Genomic DNA, 22,062 nt, shown 5'->3' with positions numbered 1-22,062 from the left:
CCTATTTATGGTAGACGGTTTTATGTGCAAAGAATTTAATGGAAAACGAACGAAATTCTCGTATTTTTTTCCGCTGCTGCCATGTTTAAAATAGTGCATAAAAAAACATCACATCATTGGATTTATTCCAGATTTAGGGGGCGAAAGTATGAAGAAGAAGTGGAGTTTGTTCCTGAGTACGCTTCTTGTTGTATCGATCGCGTTGTCCGCGTGCGGCAGCGACAAGGCGAAGGAATCAGAGAAGAATGCACAATCAAATGAGCAGGGTTCTGGCCAAGAAGAGAAAAAGGACGATGCTGCTGGGGAAGGCGAAATTGTTTCTGAGGGCGTAATAAAAGCAACAGATCCTTCTAAATCTCCAGAATTGGCAAACAACCGTAAAGATATGGCTATTATCGGTATGACAGCTCCAAAAGGTATTTTCAACCCGATTTATTCGGAGACAGCCTATGATACTTATGTAATGCGCGCTTTATTCAAGGGCATGCTGGAGTATGATAAAGATGGTACATTGAAGAAAGCATTGGCGGAAGACTATCAAGTGTCTCCTGACAATCTTAAATATACGTTCAAGCTGAAGAAAGGCTTGAAATTTAGCGACGGCACGGATCTTACTGCAGAAGACGTAGCGTTTACATTTACTGCACTGCATGACAAATCCTACGATGGTCCGTCTGATATCGTCAAGGACGCACATATCAAGGGTGGACAAGAATACCGCGAAGGTAAAGTATCTTCCATCGAAGGAATCAAGGTTATCGATCCATTAACGATCGAATTCACGACAACAGAAGTTAGTGCGACAGCACTTGCTGCTATCGGTGGTTTGGAAATCATGCCTAAGGCATACTACGGCAAAGATTACAAACAAGGCAACCTCGGTTATATGCATGACTTGTTCACGAAGCCAATCGGAGCTGGCCCATACAAGCTGGATAAGTTCGTAGCAGGACAAGAAGCGCAGTTTACTGCAAATGAGAACTACTTCTTGGGCAAGCCTAAGGTTGAAAAGCTGATCTTCAAATTCACAACTGACGAAACCAACGTTCAATTGCTGCAAACGGGTGAAACGGATATGGATGCTCCAGCAGTATCCAAAGACCAAGTTGAACAATTGAAGGAAATGGGCTTCCTGGATTCCACATTGTACCGTACGAATGGCTACGGCTACATCGCATTCAACCACAAGCTGGATAAGTTCAAGGACAAGCGTGTTCGTCAAGCACTGACATACGGCTTGAACCGTCAAGAGATTGTTGATGCCGTATACCAAGGCTATGCAGACGTTATCGACATTCCGCAATCCAAGCAATCCTGGTCTTACACAGATGACGTAACGAAATACAACTTCGATCTGGAGAAGGCGAAGCAATTGCTTGATGAAGCAGGCTGGAAAGTCGGCGCTGACGGTAAGCGTGAGAAGAATGGCGAGAAGTTCGTAATTCACTTCACAGCTTCAACACCGAACCCAGTCAATGATGCAATTATTCCAGTTGCACAGAAGAACTTCGGCGATCTTGGCATCGAGTTCATCGCTGACCAAATGGAATTCAACGCAGTTGTCGACAAGCGTAAGAAGGGCGATTTCGACATGCTGTTCATGGCATGGAGCTTGACGCCAGATCCGCAATCTTCTGAAGGTGTATTCTCAACGAAAGGCTTCCAAAACGATATCGGATACAGCAATACGAAGATCGATGATTTGTTCAAGCAGGCTAATTCGACCCTCGATGTTGAGAAACGGAAAGGATTCTTCCATCAAATCTATAAAGAGCTGAACGAAGATCTTCCTTACATCTTCATGTACCAACGTCGTGATATGTTCGCAACGAACGCTCGCCTGCAAGGCTTCGATATGTCGCCTTACCGCGATTTCACGTACTCTCTTCCTACTATTCACATTCAATAATCGAACATGCTTATGTTCTTGGAAAGTCCAGCGCTATGCTGGACTTTCTTTTTATTTTGACTCGTCTGAACTAGAGATGCGAAGGTTTGTTTTGATGGCTACGCTGGTAATCTAAAAGTAGATTTTAATCTATGGGCTTATTCATGTTACAATAATTCCTGATTCACAATAGCAGGTGATTAGCACATATGGAGGGAATTTTACGTTGAAATGGATGAAATCGCTGTTCGTCTTGTTCCTTACCTTGATGGTAATGACAGGATGCGGCACGACACAGGTTGATAAAGGGAAGAAGGCCATTGAACGTCCTTCGCCAACAGTGGAGTCTAACGAGCCAGTTCAATCGAAACCTCTAACAGACTTCGAGGAAGTAGCGAATTATATAAGGAAGCATCATTCTCTGCCAGATAATTTCATTACGAAGAAGGAAGCGGAGAAGCTCGGATGGAATGCAAAGGAAGGAAATCTGAATGAAGTAGCTCCAGGCAAGAGTATTGGCGGAGATATCTTCCGCAATCGGGAAGGCAAGCTGCCCAAGAAGAAGGGCCGCATTTGGTATGAGGCAGACATCCACTATTCTGATGGCTTTCGTGGGAAAGACCGTCTTCTCTTCTCAAATGACGGACTTATTTACAAGACCGAGGATCATTATAAAACATTCCGGCAGATGAAAGGGAAGGAATGAGGACGATGACAAGACGAGTTGTTGAATTGGATGGGCGTGCTATATCCTCTCGTAATGCGGTGCATGATGTGCTCAGCGAGGTGCTGGAGCTTCCCGATTATTATGGACGGAATTTGGATGCGCTGTGGGATTGTTTGACGGAAGCCTCTTCACTGCCGCTTACAATTCATTGGAGCCATTATGAGGCTAGTAAAAAGCAACTGGGGGAATACTGTGAGCAGCTGCTGCAGCTATTTCGGGATGCAGAAGCGGAGCTGGACGGATTCAAGGTGAAGATAACTCGGTAACTTGAGAAAATGGATAGATAGGGATGAGAGGTCATTTCTTTATTCCATTGACCACGATAACGGTAATCGAAAACAAGCCTTTGACCATTAGGTCAAAGGCTTGTTTTGCTATGCTGTAAGACTGTTGTCGTGCTGTTCATTTTATAAGAAAACAAAATAAATCACTGCGGCCAATACGACGCGATAAATCGCAAATGGGACCAGCTTAATTCGGTTGATGAGCTTCAAGAAGAAGCGAATAGACAGCAGGGCGAACAAAAACGCGCTTATGAACCCGACAATAAAGAACGGAAGTGCATCCATCGAGAAATCCTTCCAATGCTTCAGAAGGGATAATCCGCTGGCACCTGCCATGACAGGTACGGCCATAATGAATGTAAAGTCAGCCGCTGCACGGTGACTCATCCCAAGCAGTACGCCGCCGGAGATTGTAGAGCCGGAGCGGGAGAAGCCCGGCCATAGTCCAAGACACTGGAACAAGCCGATGCCTAGCGCTTGCATGTACGTAACCTGGTCGACAGTCTTGGCTGTTGGCTTTGCAGGCCGGAACCAATCCGCTGCAACCATAAGCACTGCACCTAGCACGAGACCGATCAAGACGGTCTGAATAGAAAATAAGTATTGATCAATATACTTTTCGAACAGTAATCCAAGCACGGCTGCAGGGATTAATCCGACCAATACTTGAGTCAGCTTCAATCTGGAATGACCGGCTCTGCCCAGTTCCGGATCAACTGGTGCACGCTTCAAGCCGAGAAGCTGGAAAAAACGATCCCAAAATACGACGACAACAGCTAGAATGGAGCCAAGCTGAATGACGACCTTGAACATATTCGCCATTTGAGGCGAGAATATTTCCTTGGAATGCAGCATAAAGTCATCCACAAGAATCATATGTCCGGTAGATGATACCGGAGCAAATTCTGTCAGGCCTTCAACAACTCCTAAAATAAATCCGACAAACATGTCCCACCAATTCAACAATAGTCACTCTCCTATGTAAGGCCTTCGATATAATATTGCGTACAGCACAAATCGTATTATATAGCGATTTTGTGCATTGTGGTAGTATAAGTTAACATAATATATAATACGTTAACAAAATGTTTGCTTTAATTTGTTGGATACGATGTGATGGAGTAAGTTCGACATAAATAAGGAAGCAATACATGATCATTTATTTCTATTTATTTCTTGTTCTTAACATAAAGGTCGGATATGATATTAGTATCAGAAAAGGTAAAAAATACCTTTTGTTATGTTGGGGATTATGGAGGTGAGTCGATCTTGAACAAGACTTTGACTGAACAGTATTCAATAAGTATGTGGGTTAGGTCGATGGGTATCGTAATCTTGTGTGTGCTGCTTATACTCTCAACTTTATGGTTCGAGCAGCCGCCTGCTCCTAAGGGAGAGGATGCGCCAAAACTACAATTTTCTGCTGCAAGAGCGTTTAAGCATGTGCAGGCAATTGCCCGGAAGCCGCATCCATCAGGTACGGCTGAGAACGCTAAGGTTAGAGCGTATTTGGTGGAGCAAATGAAATTGTTAGGGCTGCAGCCTTCTGTCAAAACGTATCCATGGACAGGTATAGTTAAAGGCGCAACAGAGTCTTTAGAGCTGCATAATATTATCGGCATACATAAAGGAACCAAGCCAGGCAAAGCATTAATGCTGTTGGCACATTATGATTCAACGCCTTTTGGACCAGGTGCTAACGACGATGCGGTTGGGGTCGCCACGCTATTGGAAACGGCACGGGTCCTACAATCTAGTCCGCCGCTTGAGCGAGATATTTGGTTCGTTCTGTCAGATGGTGAAGAGAAAGGGCTGCTTGGTGCAGAGCTATTCTGGTTAGATGAAAAGCTGCGGGAGGAGATAGGCCTGGTTCTCAATTTTGAGGCGCGAGGCTCAAAAGGGTCTTCTCTTATGTTTCAAACGAGTAAGGATAATGGAGCTCTTATATCCGGCTTTGCTTCATTCGCAGTATCGCCGGTTAGCAGCTCTATGTTAGGCGAAATATATCGGATGATGCCAAATGATACGGATTTAACCGTTTCACTTCAAGCTGGCATTCCAGGACTTAACTTCGGGTATATTGACGGCTGGGACAAATACCATACAGCACAAGATGCGCCTGAGAACGTCTCTCTTGCAACGTTGCAGCATCATGGGGAAAACGCACTTGCGGCAGCCAAACGATTCGGAAGCATGGATTTGAAGCAATTGATTGAACCAGAACACGTGTATTTCAATTGGTTCACGATGCTGCTGCATTATCCCGATGCTTGGACCGTACCTATGTCCGTTCTTATTGGTGTTGGGTGGCTGCTAGCTATTGCTGTCCTTCTCAAGAAAAGAGCGATCGCGCTGAAAGGAATGGCTAATAGTTTCCTTATTATATTAGGAAGTGTGATTTCGTCCGTTATTCTTTCTTATCTGCTCTTTGTTGGGGGAGTGTATATTGGAAATTTGATTGCAGGTATGCAGCTTAATCTTGCTTCCATACCTGCTTCAGTTAATCTCGCATTCGTACTGGCTGCATTATTTGTACATCTCTTAATCACTCGACTCACACGTCATGTTGTTAATGGATTAGAAATGATGCTGACAGGGATGCTGTTCTACTTCCTGCTTCTGATAGTTGCAATAGGACTTTTCCCTGGAGCAAGCTATTTATTCCTGCTTCCGCTTCTCATTCACGGTATTGTTATTTCATTCATCCTGTTCAAGCCTAATCCAGCTGCGTCAATTTATCATTCCGGGATCCATTTTGTACTGGCTATTGCTCCACTGACACTGACAACAAGTTTATTGCATCTCCTATACACAGGCATGCCCCTCTTTATTAATTTGTTCAGCTCGGTGCTTTGTGTATTGATATTTACTCTGCTGCAGCCGCTTATGACGAACCTAATCGTTATTCGCAGCAGCCAAGCTGCGCATTACATGAAAGTGAAATAGCGGAACAGCACTCATGCGGCAACATGGGTGCTGTTTTCTTTTTATCCGGTTATATCAAGTGTTACGATAGTGCCATACAAGCTTCATCACATCTACTCGCACATAGGAACACCATTGTTCCCATAGCTTTATATCGCCTTCTAATCCGCCAACCTGTCGAGAACTATTGTCATCATGCTACAAATCCGGAAGAAACGGAAAATCTCAATTAGAACAACCGTTTGCTCATGCGTATTTGCAAGCCTTTTTGCAAGATTCGTCGTTTCTATTACGCCGAATTGATCCGGTTGAAGTAGGAAGTCCAGCGAATACGGTGAATACAACTTTTCATTAGAACGTAAAAGGGGAATGTGCAGCGAGAGATGATATTCTGCCCTGCATTCCTCATATGTACGAGTACGGTATAGTGTTATCGATTGCAGTGCGAGCTTACGAACTGTTGGACAAAATACTTTGGATTAAGCGGCTCGCCCGTTGTACGCTTCAACAGATCATTCCATGTCCATGTCGCGCCAGGGAGGAAAAATTGCTCCTTTACAAAAGTTCCTGCTTCCAGAGAGAACAAGTCATGCGAAATATTCGCCATCATATAATGTTGCAGTTGGGAAGCAGTCAGCTCACCCAATAAATAGCTTTGATAGCTTACAGGAGCAAGCGTGAAATGCATCTTGGCAGCCCAGTGCGGATGCCGGGTATCCTCAGGCGCATGCAAGTGCTGGATCTCTGCTACGAGTTGCCACCAACGTTCATTCACGTTCGTATGTGGACGCTCATACAGCTCCCGCTCGAACTTCACAAATGTAATATACCATCTCATACTGACCAGCATCTCGCGTTGAAGAGTACCGGGCAGGGCAGAAGCATGGGAAGAAAAGGCGGTTGGTTCCGGCTTGATGAAGCGGGTAATCCATTCCTCTTCCTTTGTCATTCTGCCAAAGAGCATCGCAATCGCTTCGGTAGTAAGCGTATGGGCAGGCTTCCGCAGCAGGAAAGGCAGCGCTGCGTCAATATTTTTCTCATATGCCGCATGACCGAACTCGTGCAGCATTACGCTCATCCAAAATTCGCTCGGATTGATGCTCATCATGATCCGTGGTTCGCCCGTACGTCCCATCGCCGTGCAATACCCATATGGATATTTCTTATCACGCGGATATAGGTCACTGCGTGCGATAACATCTTTGATATCAAGTCCCATACGTTGAAACGTCTCTGCAGTAATTGCTTCCATCCGGTCATTTTGCAAATAATCGGCCATATTCCATTCACTGACAGCAGGCGTACTCTGAAAGAATGGATCTGAATAATGCCACGGCCTAAGTTGCGATACTGTAATACGAAATTTTTGAGCCAGTTCCTCGTCAATTTGCTGCTTCACGAGCCGATACGGTTCTTCACTCTGGACAAGCAGCTCATCGATTAAGGCAAATACGCCATCAAGATCGAGATCCTGCGCGCTATATTGCATCTGATAATAATTGTCGTAACCAAGTGTGCGCGCCTCTTCATTGCGCTGCTGGATAAGCCGTAGTGAACGATCGCAGACCTGCTTGCCAATTTGCTTGCTAGCGAGCCAAGCCTGCTTACGTTCGTCCGGATCAATGCTCGTTTCCAGAATCGTGCGAATATCATTGTTCGATACATGCTGGTTCTTTAGGGTAGGACGGTAGGAATTGAAAATGTCTACGAGTTCCTTTGTCATGCGAGTAGAGTGTTCGGCAAGCTTCGGATCTAACTGTTGATTGATCATCAAGTGACGAAGCTCTGTAAGCTGTCGTTTTTGTAATGACGTAAGCTGCTTATTCTCTAGGTGCTTCGTAATGAGGGCGAACCGATCCGTATCCGATAAATAACGCTTCCATTCATTTTGGGCAACTTCCAACGCATCATTCCAGGATCCCTCACCTGTAGAAGTTACCATCCATCCTGCTTGATCGATCTTTATGCTTAGTTCCTGAAGATTCTCATTCTCACGCTGCAAAAAAGACCCCACATCCATTGCATCCATAGGAATTTTCCCCTCCATTTCTTCTAGCTCGATGTAAGTTTATAATTATTACAATACCAAAATAATGTAATTTGGGAGTTTTAATTTATGGCATTCATCGTACAATTATGCAGGTATTGTTGATGCTATTGGAGTTGTTCGTAACATCGAAGGTGTGGAATTGGAGCAGCTTTTTTACGTGTATGGAGTGGTTATTATGCATCATCTGTGGACAAATGAAAACGAACATGAGAAAATAAGTAGTTGATATTGATAATCATTATTATTTGAGTAATTCGTGAGCAGCGAATGATAGGATCGAGAGGATAGGAAGTGGTGAAGGGGGAACGGGAAAATTGTACATGAAAGACGGATGTATTGCTGCCGGGGTGCTGCCGAATATTGTTTTTCTATTGCCAGTTGGATCCGTTTCTGTAGTTGAATGCGATGCTAAACATGGACTGCACCTATACAAAACCGAGTTCGACATCTATCACGCAATGGGGTGGAGTGATGTGAGAAGAGTAAGGAGAAGGAGTTGACGTTGCCTGTAAGCGGGGAAATACGGGTCGAGCAGCATCATCGCATTAGACGTTTGATTCGATAATTATTTTGGAACAGCCAATCTCTATCGCTGATTTCCTTGGACAAACTAGCAGATATGGCTGGTATGAATCCTTCATATTACTCTTAGCTATTCAAACGCAAAGGAAGAAGAGTCCAATCGAGTATTTGACCGATCTGCGCATGAATCAGGCGAAGCAGCAATTACTGCAGCCAAGTGGAAAAATACGCGACATTGACCGTGATGTCGGATATAAACACTAAGCGTGAATCCATTTGTCATACATATCGATAAAGAAGCGCCAATGCAATGATGTCTATGCCGGTCTATGATCGGATGTGGAAGAACGTAAAGCTGTATGGTGCGCGCAACATCGGGCATGTGTTTTATCGTTCTTTACCTATCATAATAATGATTTCATTTTCATTTAAATCTTAGACGACTTTAAAGGGGATATTGCATCATGATTACACGTCATCGCATGAAGATAATTACTTGCATCTGTACTTTACTCGTAATGATTACCGCAGCATGCAGCGGACAAGTGGCCTCGAATAAACAGAGCGAATCGGGGAATTCATCACAGGTTCAAACGGTCACTTCCGATACGAAGCCTCCAGCAGATATTGCGGGAGCAGACAAACGGATTGCGGTATTATCTATTCCTTTTACAAGCGACTTGCTTGCATTGGGAATTACTCCGATCGGAGCCGTCACGCAAAAAGGAAAAGAGTTTCTCCCGCATGTAGCCGATCTCTTGCAACATACACAAAATTTAGGGAATTCCCAAGATCCCAACCTCGAAGCGCTCGTGAACGCGGAACCAGACCTTATCATCGCGCAGGAAGAACTGATAAAGGGCAAGGATGAACTCGAAAAGATCGCGCCGACAATGGTACTGAGTTTCAAGCAGTCGACCTGGGAAGAGCAGTTGCAACAGCTCGGCAAGGCGTTAGGCAAGGAAAAAGAGGCCGAGGCGTTTATTGCTGATTATAAACAAAAAGCCGCTACAGCAAAAGAATCTATCAAGCAAGCGCTTGGAGACGAAACGGTGTTAGTGCTGCGCGTCATGAAAAAAGAGCTCAGAGTATACGGGTTAGATCGCAATTATGGATCATTGCTTTATCGAGATTTGGGAATTAAACCTGCGAAGGGTTTGGAAAATATAGGACGAGGAAAAGAAGGGCCGCAAGCTATCTCCAGCGAGGTGCTGCCAGATTTCGATCCCGATCATATTCTGCTTGAGGTAGCTGCTGATTCGGCTGCTCAGCAGCTATTCAAAGAGTTGGAGGATAGCGCCATCTGGAAAAATCTAAAGGCAGTCAAAAACAGTAATGTTCATGCGATTGCACAGCAGCCATGGCTGGATTACTCTGCCCTTGGCCAACTTAAATCGTTGGATGAGGCAATGACTCTATTTACACGTAAATAGATGACTCGTCTAGAACATAATGAGGGGCTACCATTACATCATCAAGGATGACGAATGGAAGCCCCTCATTGTGTTGATCACATTACTATTGAATAACTCCGCATGCGATGCGATCGCCTGAGTTACCTGCTGGGTCAGTCTTGTAATCGTCCGGCTGCGCATGAATAATTAACGCTGTGCCGCCAGGCTTCACCAGGGAATTAGGCTTGTCCTTCTCCAGCGTGACCATCTCGGTTGTGAAGGTAGCTTGGGCCTTGCCATCTGCACCTACTTCTAAATTAGGCAAGTCGCCGCTGTGGTAGCCCTTCGGATTTTCGAAGCCATGCTCCTTATGGGTTGGATTCAAATGTGCCTCTGCCGTCTTGAAGTCAGGAGTATCACAACGTCCTACCGCATGAAAGTGAATGCCATGTTTACCGGGTGACAGATCCCGTACATCGACAGCCATTTGAACCTTGTTACCTACTTGGGTTAGCTGTGCAGTACCGATCGATTCTCCTTTTGTGTTAATAATGTTCACGTTCACAAATGGAGTTTTCTCTTCCGCAAGTGCCTCCTTGGCTGTACACGCACTTAGCAGCAGACAGCTTGCCAGCATACATGCAATTGCAAGTTTTTTCATATCGATCCTCCTTAAATTTTGATCGGGTCGGTAACAGTGTTTACCTATTTTACAGAAAGAAAACCGTCTGACTGTAATTTGCTTAGGTACAGGGTGGTGAATTGAAGGAATATGGTATGCTTGTATAAGACGAATATAGACGAGACGACCGCTTGAGAGAGATTCGAAAGCAGAAACACTATAAAGCGAGGTAATGAAATGATTCATGTGACAGGTGCGATAGATGCGATGACAAGATGTCGGCACTATCATTCCGAGGTAGATGTAATTGCAATTAAGTTCAAATGCTGTGATGTGTATTACGGCTGTTATTATTGTCATGCAGAGATGGCCGATCATCAGCCAATCGTATGGCCTATGGAAGAGCAGGGTGCGAAGGCGATCCTTTGTGGAAGCTGCTATGCAGAGCTCACCATTGAGCAGTATTTGAATTCTCATTATAAGTGTCCGGTTTGCAATGTTTCATTTAATCCGGGTTGCAAAAACCATAATCATTTGTATTTCGAGTAAAAGGAGCTGCAAAGGAACCTGAGCCAAAACGGCCAGGGGAGTGAAGAATAGATGAGTTATACCGTAGATGACCTTCTGAGGATGAGAGTCATCTTTTTTGTTGTCTGAAGGGTACCGCTGATTTTGCTTTGGAATCGCTAATAAAGGTGATTAAGACATGCTGCTTCTTGAATATAGTGTGTATTATATATGTCTAATTATTGCGCTAATCCACGTTTTTCTTATTCATTTCCGAAACAAAATTACATATAGTGTGTATTAATTATTGAAATCCAATTAATTATGACGTAATATATAAAGTGAACAAAGGAGGTTCAAACGATATATGCAGAAACGACTCGGTGTTAGCGGTACAGGAAGAATCGGAAGATTGGTTATTCGCAGTCTGTTCATGGATGGTGACGGTGCTTCACTCGGCCTTATTAATTCTACCTGCGCACCCGATCAATTGGTGCATCTCTTGAAGTATGATTCGATTCACGGTCGCTGGGATGTAGATATGAAGGCAGGAGAACAATGCCTTTTCATTCAAGGGCACCGAATTCCGGTGGTGAGCGAGCGCAGACCAGAACTGCTTCCATGGAGAGAGCATGGAATTGATGTCGTCGTCGATGCGACAGGCAAGTTTAAGAGTCGTTCAGAAGCGTCCCTTCATATGGAGGCGGGCGCGAAGCGGGTAGTGGTGACAGCACCGGGCAAGGATCTGGACTGTACCATTGTAATGGGTGTTAACGAGCATGCATATAACCCGCAGCAGCATGCGCTGATCTCGACAGCTTCCTGCACGACGAATTGTCTAGCGCCTCTCCTTCATGTGCTCGATCAAGAATTTGGCCTGGACTACGGTTGGATGACGACCGTACATGCGTATACGAATGACCAAAAGCATCTGGATAATTCGCACTCAGATTGGCGGAGAGGCCGCGCTTGCGGCAGCTCGATTATTCCTACTTCAACAGGAGTTGGCAAAGCCTTAAAGGATATTCTGCCACATCTCGCGGAGCGGGTTCAAGGAATCTCCTTGCGAGTTCCTGTGCAAAATGTATCCTTGGTTGACCTTACTGCTGGATTGCACAGTGAAGTTACGAAGGAAGATATTGTTCGAGTATTTACGAATGCAATTAGGGAAGGCATGGAGCCTTATCTGGAATATAACGAGGAGCCTTTGGTGTCCAGTGATTATATTGGCAACCGCAAATCTGCAATTATTGATGGATTATCGATTCAAACGTCAGGTCACCAAGTGAAGCTGTTGGCATGGTATGACAATGAATGGGCATACGCGTGCCGTGTAACGGATTTCGTCAAGTATATGTTCGTCCAATCCGAGGAGGTAGAACCAACATGCGAAACCAAATCGATGAGCTCATCACTGAGTATGTAAAAGAGAACGACTTGGGCACGATCATTTGCCGTTATTGTGATGATATTATCGATACCTTGCCTACAAATGGTGTGAAGACAAAATATATGGTGTGTAATAAAGAATCGTGCCGCGAGCAAGAAGGGAGCGCTTCGGCTTGACAATATCAAGAGTGAACTCGTTTCGAAATGGCGGGAAAGAGGATGCCGAGCTCCTGGGCGGCAAAGGCGCTAATCTGGCTGAAATGACAAAGGCGGGGCTTCCTGTCCCGCCTGGCTTCACCATTACTACAGAAGTGTGCAGGCAATATTACAGCAGCGGATGCCATATGCCTGCAGGAATCATGGATGAAGTGATGCGTGCTCTGGTCGAGGTGGAAAGAGCGCAGGAACGGCGTTTTGGCAGTGAAGACTGCCCGCTGCTCGTATCCGTGCGTTCTGGTTCCGTGACATCCATGCCAGGGATGATGGATACGATACTCAATCTCGGGCTTACTGACAAGACGGTAGAAGGATTGGCTAAGCTCACGGGCAATCGACGATTCGCTTATGATTGTTATCGCCGTTTCATTCAAATGTATGGCTCCGTCGTTTATAACATTGAGGGAGTTCACTTTGAGCGTTTATTGCAGCAAGAAAAGCAGCTTGCCGGGTGTGCAGAGGATCATCAGCTCACAGAAGCATCACTGAAATCACTTGTTCAGAAGTTCAAGCTTCTTATTGAAGTGCGAGCGGAGCGTACGTTCCCGCAAATTGTAAAGCAGCAGCTTCAGGAAGCTATTGAGGCCGTGTTCTTGTCCTGGTCCAGCCCAAGGGCGAAGGTATATCGGAAAGTCCATCAGATTCCAGATGATCAGGGGACTGCAGTCAATGTGCAGTCCATGGTATTCGGCAATATGGGCGAGACGAGTGGAACGGGCGTGTTGTTCACGCGGAACCCTTCGACTGGAGAGCCGATTCTATTCGGTGAATACTTGATGAATGCGCAAGGGGAGGATGTCGTCGGAGGCACAAGAACGCCTTGTCCAATCGCGGAGCTGGAAGTGACGATGCCGCATGTGTATGAGGAATTATCCTTATGTGCGAAGCAATTGGAATTGCAATATCGCGATATGCAGGATATTGAATTTACCGTTGAGAACGGTAAGTTATATCTGCTTCAAACTCGCAATGCGAAGCGCAACGCCAGAGCAGCATTGCAAGTAGCTTCTGATCTAGTAAAGGAAGGGCTTATTAGTAAGGAAGAGGCAGTGATGAGAATAGATGTTCAGCATTTGAATCATCTGCTCCATCGTTCACTCCATGCGGCTGCTGACCATAGTGCGATTGCGACAGGACTCCCCGCTTCTCCAGGTGCAGCTTGTGGGCAAGCTGTATTCGAGGCTGACGTGGCCGATGAATGGAAACGGGCTGGAAAACAGGTTATTCTTGTACGAATGGAGACGACTCCGGAAGATATTCACGGTGTCATTGCTGCTGAAGGGATTGTCACGCTGCGAGGCGGGATGACCAGCCATGCTGCGGTAGTTGCACGGGGTATGGGGAAACCTTGTGTATGCGGCTGTGAAACGCTGCAGATTGACGAGGAAAAACAGCAGTTGATCGCCAATGGATTCATCATCCACGAGGGAGATTGGCTTACGATTGATGGCGGCAGCGGTCAAGTCATTCCGGGACGGATTGAGCTTCAAGATGCGAATATAACGCCAGAAATGCTGCAAGTGTTGGAATGGGCTGATCAGATTCGCTCGATGAAGGTTCTTGCAAACGCAGATTCACCGTCTGATGCCCGTAAGGCAAGAGAATTCGGGGCAGAAGGAATTGGTTTGTGCAGGACGGAACACATGTTCATGTCTCCGACTAGAGTGCCTATTGTCCAACAAATGATTATGGCGGAGAAGGAGATTGATCGCCAGCTGGCACTGAATCGATTACTGCCGATGCAGAGGGCAGACTTCGAAGATATGTTCAGGGAGATGGATGGTCTCCCGGTTACTATACGGCTGCTTGATCCTCCTCTGCATGAGTTCCTGCCGAACATAGAGGAGCTTACAGAGCGCAAGGAAGCCCTGCATACCTTAGATAGTGAACAAGCGGATAAGGATGGAGAACTTCAGGAACTGGAACGCATGATCCGCCGTGTTCGCGAACTGCAGGAAACCAACCCAATGCTTGGGCAGCGCGGATGCAGACTTGGCATTATGTTCCCGGAAATTTATGAAATGCAGGTGGAAGCAATCTTCCAGGCTGTGCTTCGCTGTTTGCGAGACAGGGTTACGGTGCTGCCGCACATTATGATTCCGCTTGTTGGTCACGTCAATGAGCTGCATTTCCTCCGGAACGTTGTTGATCTGGTAGCGCAACAAGTGCTGGGCGAGGAGCGACGGAATTGCCCTTACAAAGTAGGGACGATGATCGAGGTGCCGCGCGCAGCATTGACAGCTGGAGAAATTGCTCGATCTGCTGATTTTTTCTCCTTTGGCACCAATGATTTAACGCAAATGACGTTTGGCTACAGCCGCGATGATGCGGAAGGAAAGTTCTTGACTCACTATGTGGAGAATAAGCTGCTTCCTTACAATCCATTTCAAGTGCTGGATACAGAGGGAGTCGGCAAGCTGATTGAGATGGCGGTTGTGCAAGGCCGAGCTAGAAACCCGATGCTTACGACTAGTATTTGCGGCGAGCATGGAGGCGACTATGAATCCATTATGTTCTGCCAGCAGATTGGACTGGACTATGTCAGTTGTTCGCCTTATCGACTGCCTGTTGCGCGAATTGCAGCAGCGCAAGCCCATATTCGTATGAATGGCGCAGCGCGGCAGCAGCATGCACAAATGCTTGGCACAGGCGAAGTTCAGGCAGAACAATCCCAAGAAGCAGCGGTGTGATTGGTGTCATCAGCGAGATATCGTAACCCTGCGAGATAAAAACGGGCTGGAGTGCTGCTTCTCCTGCAATCGGGAGTTACGCGCACTCCGCTCGGAATGCTATAATCTTGTCAGAACAGAATGCGAGCTGAATCCTGCGTGTACAGCGTAAGGAAAGATATCGTGATACAAGGCGGCCTTTATAGCATGAAACGGAGGGATGCGTTATCGAACTAACAACAAGACAGTTAGAAATTATCAAAATCGTCAAAAAGCATGCCCCAATTACGGGAGAGCAAATTGCGGAGATGCTCACGGTGAGTCGCCCTACGATTCGTGCTGATTTATCCTTGCTTGTCATGCTCGATTATATTGCAGCAAAGCCCAAGGTAGGCTATTTTCTCGGGGAGAAGGCAGAGAAAAAGAAGTCGGATTCATACGTCCTGCGCAACATGAAGGTCGGACAGGTTCAAGGCATGCCAATTGTAGTCGATGTGAAGACGACGGTGCAGGATGCGGTGGTCACTTTATTCCTTGAAAATATCGGCAGTTTAATGGTGACGGACGAAGGAGGCAAGCTTGCGGGTATCATTTCCCGTAAAGATCTGCTTAAGGTAACATTAGGCAATCCGAATGCATCCTCCATGCCTGTCAGTATGGTGATGACCAGACAGCCGAATATTGTGACGATCAGTCCAGAGGAATCTGTATTGGAAGCAGCGCGCAAAATGATTCATCATCAAGTAGATAGCCTTCCAGTTGTATCGTATCCAGAGAATTCTTCTGATGAAGATGGCAATGTCGTAGGGCGAATTACGAAGACGACAATCATTAAGCTGCTGCTCGACAAAGTAGACCAGGATTAGCAGGGGGACGAAGCGTATGGGGAACGCGTCATATACAATTACCGTGTGTTCGGATTCCGTCGGAGAGACGGCAGAAGCAGTAGTAAGGGCTGCTATACGACAATTTGAAGCGCCGCAAATCAAGATTAAGCGTTACATGAATGTGCGCAACGAGGAAGAGCTTCGTATTTTGATGGAGGAAGCTGCAGAGTCCGGAGGCTTTGTTGCTTATACGCTGGTACAGCCCGAATTGCGGGAGGCGATCAAGGAGCATGCCATTCGCCTGCATGTTCGAGCTGTAGATGTAATGGGGCCGATGATCCAGGCGTTTGTAGATACATTTGAGGATCAGCCGAAGCGAATGCCGGGCTTGCTGCATCGCTTGGATGACGATTATTTTCAACGTGTTGAGGCGGTGGAGTTCGCTGTTAAATGTGATGATGGCAAGGATCTGCATGCGATACTGAAAGCTGATATCGTGCTGCTTGGCGTATCACGCACTTCCAAAACACCATTAAGCGTATTTTTAGCCCATAAAGGGAAAAAGGTTGTCAACTATCCGGTCGTGCCTGAAATTCAGCCGCCGGAGCACTTATACAGTATTTCGCCAAGCAAGATAATCGGTCTGACGATGAACGCTGAGCATCTATTGAAGGTTCGTTCCGAACGATTGAAGACGATGGGTCTTCCTGTTCTAGCCAGATATGCATCACTTGATCGCATAGTAGAGGAATTGGAAAATGCCCGTTCATTGTTCGACCGATTAGGTTGTCCTGTCATCGATGTTACGGATAAAGCTATTGAGGAAACAGCAGGTATTGTGATGGATTTGATTCACTGAATGCATTTGCAATTAACTTTACGCAGCTAAAAAGGGAGAGAAGTGGAGATGGATCGTCAGCTAGCTTTGGAAATCGCGCGTGTGACAGAGGCAGGTGCACTGGCGTCAGCCTCCTGGATTGGACGGGGTGACAAACATGGCGCTGACCTTGCCGCCACCTCTGCCATTCGAGAAATGTTCGATACTGTACCGATTAACGGCACAGTTGTAATTGGTGAAGGTGAAATGGACGAGGCGCCTATGCTCTATATTGGAGAGCAGGTTGGGAATCGTGTAGGGCCGGATGTGGATGTAGCAGTGGATCCGCTGGAAGGTACGGAAGTCGTCGCAAATGGATTGAACAACGGGATGTCTGTTATTGCTATTGCGGAAAGAGGAAACCTGCTGCATGCGCCGGATATGTATATGCAGAAGCTTGCAGTCGGTCCGTTACTCGCCGGACATGTTAGTCTGGACGATCCGATTGAGCTTACGCTGGAGAAGTCTGCTGAAAGGCTCGGCAAGTCTGTTCAGGAGCTCACGGTCATGATTCTGCAGCGCGATCGCCATAGTGATATCATCCAAGTGCTGCGAAATCATGGAGTTCGGATAAAGCTCCTCGAGCATGGAGATGTATCTGGTGCAATTGTGTCGGCGATTCCCGAAAGCGGTGTGGATCTCTATGTAGGCTCAGGCGGTGCTCCGGAAGGCGTATTAGCCGCAGCTGCATTACGCTGTCTTGGGGGAGAGATGCAGGGCCGTCTAATGGTGGAAAGCCGGAAGCAGTATGATCGCTGCAGGAAAATGGGGATTTCGGATCCTAGTGCGCTGCTGCGGATGGAGGATCTCGTAGGCACGGGGGACATTATTTTTGCAGCGACAGGAATTACGACTAGTGACCTGCTGAACGGCGTGCGTTATTTGGCGGGACAGCGTGTAGAGACGCATTCGGTCATTATGCGTGCGAATACGGGCACTATTCGATACTTGCGCTGCGTACACAATATGTCGATGAAGCTCAAGCATGCGTCAGGAATGCATTGATAGGGACGCAGATCCATACGGCAAACCCTTACCTAGTGTTAATCTAATTTAAGATTGTGAAATGTTAAAGGCATTATTTCATAATGAACGAAAAACTCACGTTTGATGAACTGGGCGAGACCGTTAGGAAACGGTCGACCGCATGGTCTCAAGCGTGAGTTTTTTTGATTTTATAGCCTTCGCTGGTAGTGATAATAGTAATGTATTTACAGTAAATTTTCAGAAAAACCGTTAAAAAAGCATTGGAAACTATATGAAGCTATAAAAAATATGTCTGAATTTGTCGATAATGATTAAGTTACATATAGAGGGGAGAGAAACCATGAAGTTTAGATTTAGAGACCTGAATACTTCAATGAAAATCTTTATACTGGTCGGAGTCGGCAGTGTGCTGTTGGCTTTCATCACCATGATGTCGTATCAGTCAATGAATGAAATCAATGATAAGAACGACAACATGTTCGATCATAATCTGAAATCCATCATGTGGGTGAAGCAGATTATGGTGAACAATCGTACCATTGATGCGGCTATCTTCGAATTGATGGCGAGCAGTGACGACACTAGAAATAATGAACTCAAGCAAACGATTGATCGATTGCGAGCAGAGAATAATACTTTGTTGACACGTTACAAAGAGGTTATGCAAACAGAACAAGAGAAGAAGCTGGTAGATGGATATGATAAGGCGTTAAAGCCTTATCGTGAAAGTAATATACGTTCAATTGAATTAGCCGTAGCCAATAAGAACGAAGAGGCATATGATTTTTATAATGGGAATGTGCGTGAAGTCAGAGTCAAAGTACAACATATACTTACTGAGCTTGCGAAACTGAATGAAGATTTGGCAGCAAAGCAAGCTGAGGAGGTGGGGCAGCTTACAGATGCTTCCACCTTAACAAATGTGATTATTGGAATCGTATCCTTCCTGCTATGCTTGTTTGTTGGGTACATCACTGTCAACATGATTGTGAAGCCGCTTCGTCAAATGCAAAGGCTGATGGAGCAAGCTGAACAAGGGGATCTAACCGTTCGCGGCACGTATGAATCCAAGGATGAAATTGGGGTGCTGATGAAGGACTTTAACAAGATGATGGAAGGTTTGTCGTCGATTATGAGCACTGTGCATGAACGTTCAGAGCTGCTGCTTCATAATTCACGCCTTGTATCGGACAATGCAAATGAAACGGCGCAAGCGACAGAGCATATTGCAGCTTCAATGGAACAAATTGCAACCGGTTCACAGCTGCAGCAGACGGCATCGGAGGAAAATGCAATCGCACTTGAGGAATTTGCACGCGGCATCCAATCTATCGTTGAAAACACGGCCAGTGTAGCGGAATTGGCAAGTCATTCAGCGCTACAAGCCGAGCAGGGGAATGCGACGATCGTTGATGCGATGGAGCAGATGAAGTCAATTAATCAATCCGTGCATACAACTGAATCCGCAGTGGAGCAGCTGCTTGATCATTCCCTTCAGATTGAGAAGATTATTGATGTCATTACGAATATTGCAGGGCAGACGAACCTGCTTGCACTGAATGCATCGATTGAAGCGGCAAGAGCCGGGGAGAGCGGCAGAGGCTTCTCTGTAGTTGCTGGCGAGGTTCGCAAGCTGGCTGAACAATCGAGTGAATCTGCCAAGCAGATTGCCGAACTCATTTCCGTCATGCAGAATAGCACGCAGGAAACCGTAAATGCAATGGGCTATGTTCGGCAGGAGGTAGCTTCCGGCATGAAGGTGGTTGCACAGGCCGGGCAGATGTTCGAGCATATTATGGCGTTGGTGCAGCAAGTAACAGGTCAAGTGCAGGAGACATCTGCAGCTACCGAAGAAATGTCAGCAGGTACAGAGGAGATTACGGCCTCCGTAGATGAAATGGCGAAGGTTGCGACTGATGTTTCCTCTGCGGTACAATCAGTCGTTGCTGCTTCAGAAGAGCAGCTTGCTTCCGTGGAGACCATATCGGCCTCGATCGAACAGCTTAAGCAAATGGCGGAAGAGCTGCAGATGATGGTAAATCGTTTCAGACTATAATCAAAAATATACAAGCTGCAAAAATAGCCGGCTGTCGTTGGAGACAGGCCGGCTATTTTAATCATTAGAAGATCTGCATAATAAGAGTCGATAAGGGGGATGAAGTATCCGCCCGCTTTTCATTATTTCTTGATCAATTGCAGCGACTCTTAAGAAACGAGCTTCTGATAGTTTGGAGTGACTATTACAGACGGGTTCTAGTTGGATTATCCGAACGCTCGCTATCATGCAATAGTTTTATAGTACTTTTCTTGCGTTAGGTAAGGGGGAAGTGTGCGTTTTTTTCTTGGTAAGTAGAAAAAACGCTTGAGCTTTGATGAGCCCAAGCGTTCATTGTGATACGAAATCGCTTATTGTGCTTTTGCGAAGTCAGCCGACTTGATACCAGCTTGACGTCCGAAAATGATGATATCTGCAACGGAGTTGCCGCCGATACGGTTTTGACCGTGCAATCCGCCAATCACTTCGCCAGCTGCGAACAGACCTGGGATAGACTTGCCGTCCTTCGTTACTACCTCAGTGTTCGTATTGACTTTCACGCCGCCCATAGTGTAATGAATACCTGGAGCGATTTTGATGGCATAGAATGGGCCAGCGGACAGTTCGTTGTCCATGCCTGTTGTTCTGCCGAATTCAGCGTCTTTTTTATCCTTCACTGCGCCGTTCCACGTATCCAGCGTAGATTTTAGTTGGTCTGCCGGAACGCCCATTTCTTTTGCCAGAGCCTCAACCGTTTCGCCTTTAATAACGAAGCCCATTTTTTCGTATTGCTGAATCGCTTTTGCACGCGACTTTACGCCGGAATCAAATACGAGATAAGCGGCTTTGTCAGCAAGCTTATTGATGGCTGCAGTTACATTGTCACGAGTGTCTAATTCGTTAGTGAATCGTTTGCCGTCTTTAGAAACGAGAATTGCGCCTTCACCGCGGATAGCTTCCCCGATGAGATACGATTTCTCTTGCTGCACAGTAGGGTGAACCTGAATTTGATCCATATCGACAGTAACGCCGCCGAGTTTTTCAATCATTGTAATGCCGTCACCTGTGCTGCCTTCTTGGTTTGTCGTTACGAGACCTTTCAAATCAGGGCGAACAGAGGAGATCATATCCATATTGGCACCGTAACCGCCAGTTGTCACAACAACTGCATTCGCTGCAATATTTTTCTCATCCTTCTCTTCAAAGAGAACTTTAACGCCGTTAACCTTGCCGTCTTTTTCAGTAATATCTGTTACTTTTGCATTGACGAAAAGTGGAATTCCTTTAGATTGTACATTTTTAACAAGACCGCTAACGAGATATTGTCCAACAGCAGAGCCGTCCTCAGGACGGTGTGTACGTTTTTCTTTCATACCGCCAGTAATCGTGAGATTGTTCAAGCGAATGCCGATAGAATCCAGCCAGTCAATCGCGTTTGCGGAATTGTCAACGAAGTAACGAAGCATTTCTTTGTCGTTCGTTCCATGACCGCCTTTTAACGTTTCTTCAAAGAAGAGATCGTTGCTATCTTCAATGCTTTGCTCTTTTTGGAATTTCGTCTGAGAAGCATTCATACCCGATGAGGACTTCATCGTATTTCCGCCGGCTGCCGGCATTTTTTCGAAAATAACCGGGTTCATGCCTTTGGCTTTTGCCTCAAGGGCAGCGGTCATCCCAGCTCCACCTGCACCGATGATGATGATATCATATTTATCTTGTAATTGATCGATAGGGGTGTAGCTTGCTTTCGAAGCTCCCGACACGGCTTCTGATTCTGGTTTCTCTGCTTTTGTTGCATTGTCTTGATTCTGGTTCGCGCTCGTATTCCCGTTACCGCCGCATCCAGCGATGATGAGCATAAACGAGAGAACGAGAATCAACGTTGCTGCTGCATTCTTTCTCATGAGTTTTCCTCCGCTTTCTATCTCTTTATAGATGAACCTTAAGGGAATACCTAGGACGGAATGCAACGAAGCGAACCCGTAATGTCGAGTAGGCTATGTACTGCGGTTTCTACGCAATTGAATGGCTTTCATAGTTGCTCTTCCGACTTCTAAGTTGGCTCTCTTTTAAGTTCATTTTAATTTTAATATATTTTCAATTATTATATTGTGATGTTTTTCACATTCCAAGGTGGTTTTAG

General features: G+C 46.0%; 18 protein-coding genes. 14 read left to right on the top strand and 4 right to left on the bottom strand.

The annotated features are described in order from the left end of the window. Window positions 1-148 precede the first annotated feature (148 nt). The 3 genes from ACQ5BJ_RS04055 (at window position 149) to ACQ5BJ_RS04045 (ending at window position 2,881) form a co-directional block, all read left to right on the top strand. Window positions 149-1,909, top strand: coding sequence for an ABC transporter substrate-binding protein (locus ACQ5BJ_RS04055; protein WP_005550044.1), 1,761 nt, complete (start codon window positions 149-151; stop codon window positions 1,907-1,909). A 205-nt stretch (window positions 1,910-2,114) separates the two neighbouring features. Next, on the top strand, window positions 2,115-2,594 hold the full coding sequence (locus tag ACQ5BJ_RS04050) for a ribonuclease domain-containing protein (protein ID WP_430108718.1): 480 nt from the start codon (window positions 2,115-2,117) through the stop codon (window positions 2,592-2,594). A gap of 5 nt (window positions 2,595-2,599) precedes the next feature. After that, a complete protein-coding gene (locus ACQ5BJ_RS04045; RefSeq protein WP_005550047.1) occupies window positions 2,600-2,881 on the top strand; it encodes a barstar family protein in 282 nt (93 codons plus the stop codon). 141 nt (window positions 2,882-3,022) lie between these two features. Here ACQ5BJ_RS04045 and ACQ5BJ_RS04040 read toward each other — a convergent pair whose 3' ends face one another. Beyond that, window positions 3,023-3,847, bottom strand: a complete 825-nt coding sequence (locus ACQ5BJ_RS04040) for an undecaprenyl-diphosphate phosphatase (RefSeq protein WP_157267196.1) — start codon at window positions 3,845-3,847, stop codon at window positions 3,023-3,025. Window positions 3,848-4,168: 321 nt separating this feature from the next. Between ACQ5BJ_RS04040 and ACQ5BJ_RS04035 the strand changes: the two genes are divergently transcribed. Continuing rightward, entirely contained in the window at window positions 4,169-5,845 is a 1,677-nt protein-coding gene (locus ACQ5BJ_RS04035; protein ID WP_430108715.1) for a M28 family peptidase, read from the top strand. Between the two features lie 409 nt (window positions 5,846-6,254). Here the strand turns inward: ACQ5BJ_RS04035 and ACQ5BJ_RS04030 are convergent, their stop codons facing one another. Continuing rightward, a complete protein-coding gene (locus tag ACQ5BJ_RS04030; protein WP_430108712.1) occupies window positions 6,255-7,853 on the bottom strand; it encodes a M3 family metallopeptidase in 1,599 nt (532 codons plus the stop codon). Between the two features lie 591 nt (window positions 7,854-8,444). Between ACQ5BJ_RS04030 and ACQ5BJ_RS04025 the strand changes: the two genes are divergently transcribed. Both ACQ5BJ_RS04025 and ACQ5BJ_RS04020 read left to right on the top strand, forming a co-directional pair. Beyond that, complete coding sequence (locus tag ACQ5BJ_RS04025; RefSeq protein WP_157267158.1) at window positions 8,445-8,660, top strand: hypothetical protein; 216 nt, start codon at window positions 8,445-8,447, stop codon at window positions 8,658-8,660. Window positions 8,661-8,860: 200 nt separating this feature from the next. Further along, entirely contained in the window at window positions 8,861-9,829 is a 969-nt protein-coding gene (locus ACQ5BJ_RS04020; protein WP_262866702.1) for an ABC transporter substrate-binding protein, read from the top strand. Between the two features lie 85 nt (window positions 9,830-9,914). On the opposite strand, the gene ACQ5BJ_RS04015 is transcribed toward ACQ5BJ_RS04020, so the two are convergent. After that, a complete protein-coding gene (locus ACQ5BJ_RS04015; RefSeq protein WP_005550057.1) occupies window positions 9,915-10,451 on the bottom strand; it encodes a superoxide dismutase family protein in 537 nt (178 codons plus the stop codon). Window positions 10,452-10,649: 198 nt separating this feature from the next. On the opposite strand from ACQ5BJ_RS04015, the gene ACQ5BJ_RS04010 reads away from it, so the two are divergent. The 8 genes from ACQ5BJ_RS04010 (at window position 10,650) to ACQ5BJ_RS03975 (ending at window position 19,940) form a co-directional block, all read left to right on the top strand. Beyond that, window positions 10,650-10,961 carry a CHY zinc finger protein gene (locus tag ACQ5BJ_RS04010; protein WP_005550058.1) on the top strand — a complete coding sequence of 104 codons (312 nt, stop codon included), beginning with the start codon at window positions 10,650-10,652 and terminating at the stop codon, window positions 10,959-10,961. A gap of 325 nt (window positions 10,962-11,286) precedes the next feature. Further along, complete coding sequence (gene gap, locus ACQ5BJ_RS04005; RefSeq protein ID WP_005550060.1) at window positions 11,287-12,345, top strand: type I glyceraldehyde-3-phosphate dehydrogenase; 1,059 nt, start codon at window positions 11,287-11,289, stop codon at window positions 12,343-12,345. Next, window positions 12,306-12,485, top strand: a complete 180-nt coding sequence (locus tag ACQ5BJ_RS04000) for a GapA-binding peptide SR1P (RefSeq protein ID WP_005550061.1) — start codon at window positions 12,306-12,308, stop codon at window positions 12,483-12,485. Before gap ends, ACQ5BJ_RS04000 begins: the two co-directional genes overlap by 40 nt. Next, window positions 12,482-15,214 (top strand): pyruvate, phosphate dikinase, encoded by a 2,733-nt coding sequence (ppdK, locus tag ACQ5BJ_RS03995; RefSeq protein ID WP_005550062.1) that lies wholly within the window; start codon window positions 12,482-12,484, stop codon window positions 15,212-15,214. The genes ACQ5BJ_RS04000 and ppdK overlap by 4 nt, the downstream gene beginning before the upstream one ends. A 206-nt stretch (window positions 15,215-15,420) precedes the next feature. Beyond that, window positions 15,421-16,059: a CBS domain-containing protein gene (locus tag ACQ5BJ_RS03990; protein WP_040736521.1), complete on the top strand. Its 639-nt coding sequence runs from the start codon at window positions 15,421-15,423 to the stop codon at window positions 16,057-16,059. Window positions 16,060-16,075: 16 nt separating this feature from the next. Further along, window positions 16,076-16,879, top strand: a complete 804-nt coding sequence (locus tag ACQ5BJ_RS03985; protein ID WP_005550064.1) for a pyruvate, water dikinase regulatory protein — start codon at window positions 16,076-16,078, stop codon at window positions 16,877-16,879. 48 nt (window positions 16,880-16,927) lie between these two features. Next, the gene (gene glpX, locus ACQ5BJ_RS03980) at window positions 16,928-17,902 is read left to right on the top strand and encodes a class II fructose-bisphosphatase (protein ID WP_005550065.1); all 975 of its coding nucleotides are present in this window, start codon (window positions 16,928-16,930) and stop codon (window positions 17,900-17,902) included. Window positions 17,903-18,224: 322 nt separating this feature from the next. Further along, complete coding sequence (locus ACQ5BJ_RS03975) at window positions 18,225-19,940, top strand: methyl-accepting chemotaxis protein (protein ID WP_430108704.1); 1,716 nt, start codon at window positions 18,225-18,227, stop codon at window positions 19,938-19,940. 350 nt (window positions 19,941-20,290) lie between these two features. Here the strand turns inward: ACQ5BJ_RS03975 and ACQ5BJ_RS03970 are convergent, their stop codons facing one another. Continuing rightward, entirely contained in the window at window positions 20,291-21,823 is a 1,533-nt protein-coding gene (locus tag ACQ5BJ_RS03970) for a flavocytochrome c (protein ID WP_430108702.1), read from the bottom strand. Window positions 21,824-22,062: the final 239 nt, after the last annotated feature.

The organism is Paenibacillus sp. B1-35 (assembly GCF_050474385.1).
GTDB classification, from domain to species: domain Bacteria; phylum Bacillota; class Bacilli; order Paenibacillales; family Paenibacillaceae; genus Paenibacillus_B; species Paenibacillus_B alvei.
The sequence above is the reverse complement of the archived record's forward strand: the minus strand, read 5'-3'. Positions and strand labels throughout refer to the sequence as shown.

What these genes read in the sequence shown, in the direction of transcription:
- ACQ5BJ_RS04055 (WP_005550044.1), top strand. Translation starts at nt 149, where the DNA reads ATGAAGAAGAAGTGGAGTTTGTTCCTGAGTACGCTTCTTGTTGTATCG.
- ACQ5BJ_RS04045 (WP_005550047.1), top strand. Translation starts at nt 2,600, where the DNA reads ATGACAAGACGAGTTGTTGAATTGGATGGGCGTGCTATATCCTCTCGT.
- ACQ5BJ_RS04040 (WP_157267196.1), bottom strand. Translation starts at nt 3,847, where the DNA reads ATGTTTGTCGGATTTATTTTAGGAGTTGTTGAAGGCCTGACAGAATTT.
- ACQ5BJ_RS04030 (WP_430108712.1), bottom strand. Translation starts at nt 7,853, where the DNA reads ATGGATGCAATGGATGTGGGGTCTTTTTTGCAGCGTGAGAATGAGAAT.
- ACQ5BJ_RS04020 (WP_262866702.1), top strand. Translation starts at nt 8,861, where the DNA reads ATGATTACACGTCATCGCATGAAGATAATTACTTGCATCTGTACTTTA.
- ACQ5BJ_RS04015 (WP_005550057.1), bottom strand. Translation starts at nt 10,451, where the DNA reads ATGAAAAAACTTGCAATTGCATGTATGCTGGCAAGCTGTCTGCTGCTA.
- ACQ5BJ_RS04010 (WP_005550058.1), top strand. Translation starts at nt 10,650, where the DNA reads ATGATTCATGTGACAGGTGCGATAGATGCGATGACAAGATGTCGGCAC.
- gap (WP_005550060.1), top strand. Translation starts at nt 11,287, where the DNA reads ATGCAGAAACGACTCGGTGTTAGCGGTACAGGAAGAATCGGAAGATTG.
- ACQ5BJ_RS04000 (WP_005550061.1), top strand. Translation starts at nt 12,306, where the DNA reads ATGCGAAACCAAATCGATGAGCTCATCACTGAGTATGTAAAAGAGAAC.
- ACQ5BJ_RS03985 (WP_005550064.1), top strand. Translation starts at nt 16,076, where the DNA reads ATGGGGAACGCGTCATATACAATTACCGTGTGTTCGGATTCCGTCGGA.
- glpX (WP_005550065.1), top strand. Translation starts at nt 16,928, where the DNA reads ATGGATCGTCAGCTAGCTTTGGAAATCGCGCGTGTGACAGAGGCAGGT.
- ACQ5BJ_RS03975 (WP_430108704.1), top strand. Translation starts at nt 18,225, where the DNA reads ATGAAGTTTAGATTTAGAGACCTGAATACTTCAATGAAAATCTTTATA.
- ACQ5BJ_RS03970 (WP_430108702.1), bottom strand. Translation starts at nt 21,823, where the DNA reads ATGAGAAAGAATGCAGCAGCAACGTTGATTCTCGTTCTCTCGTTTATG.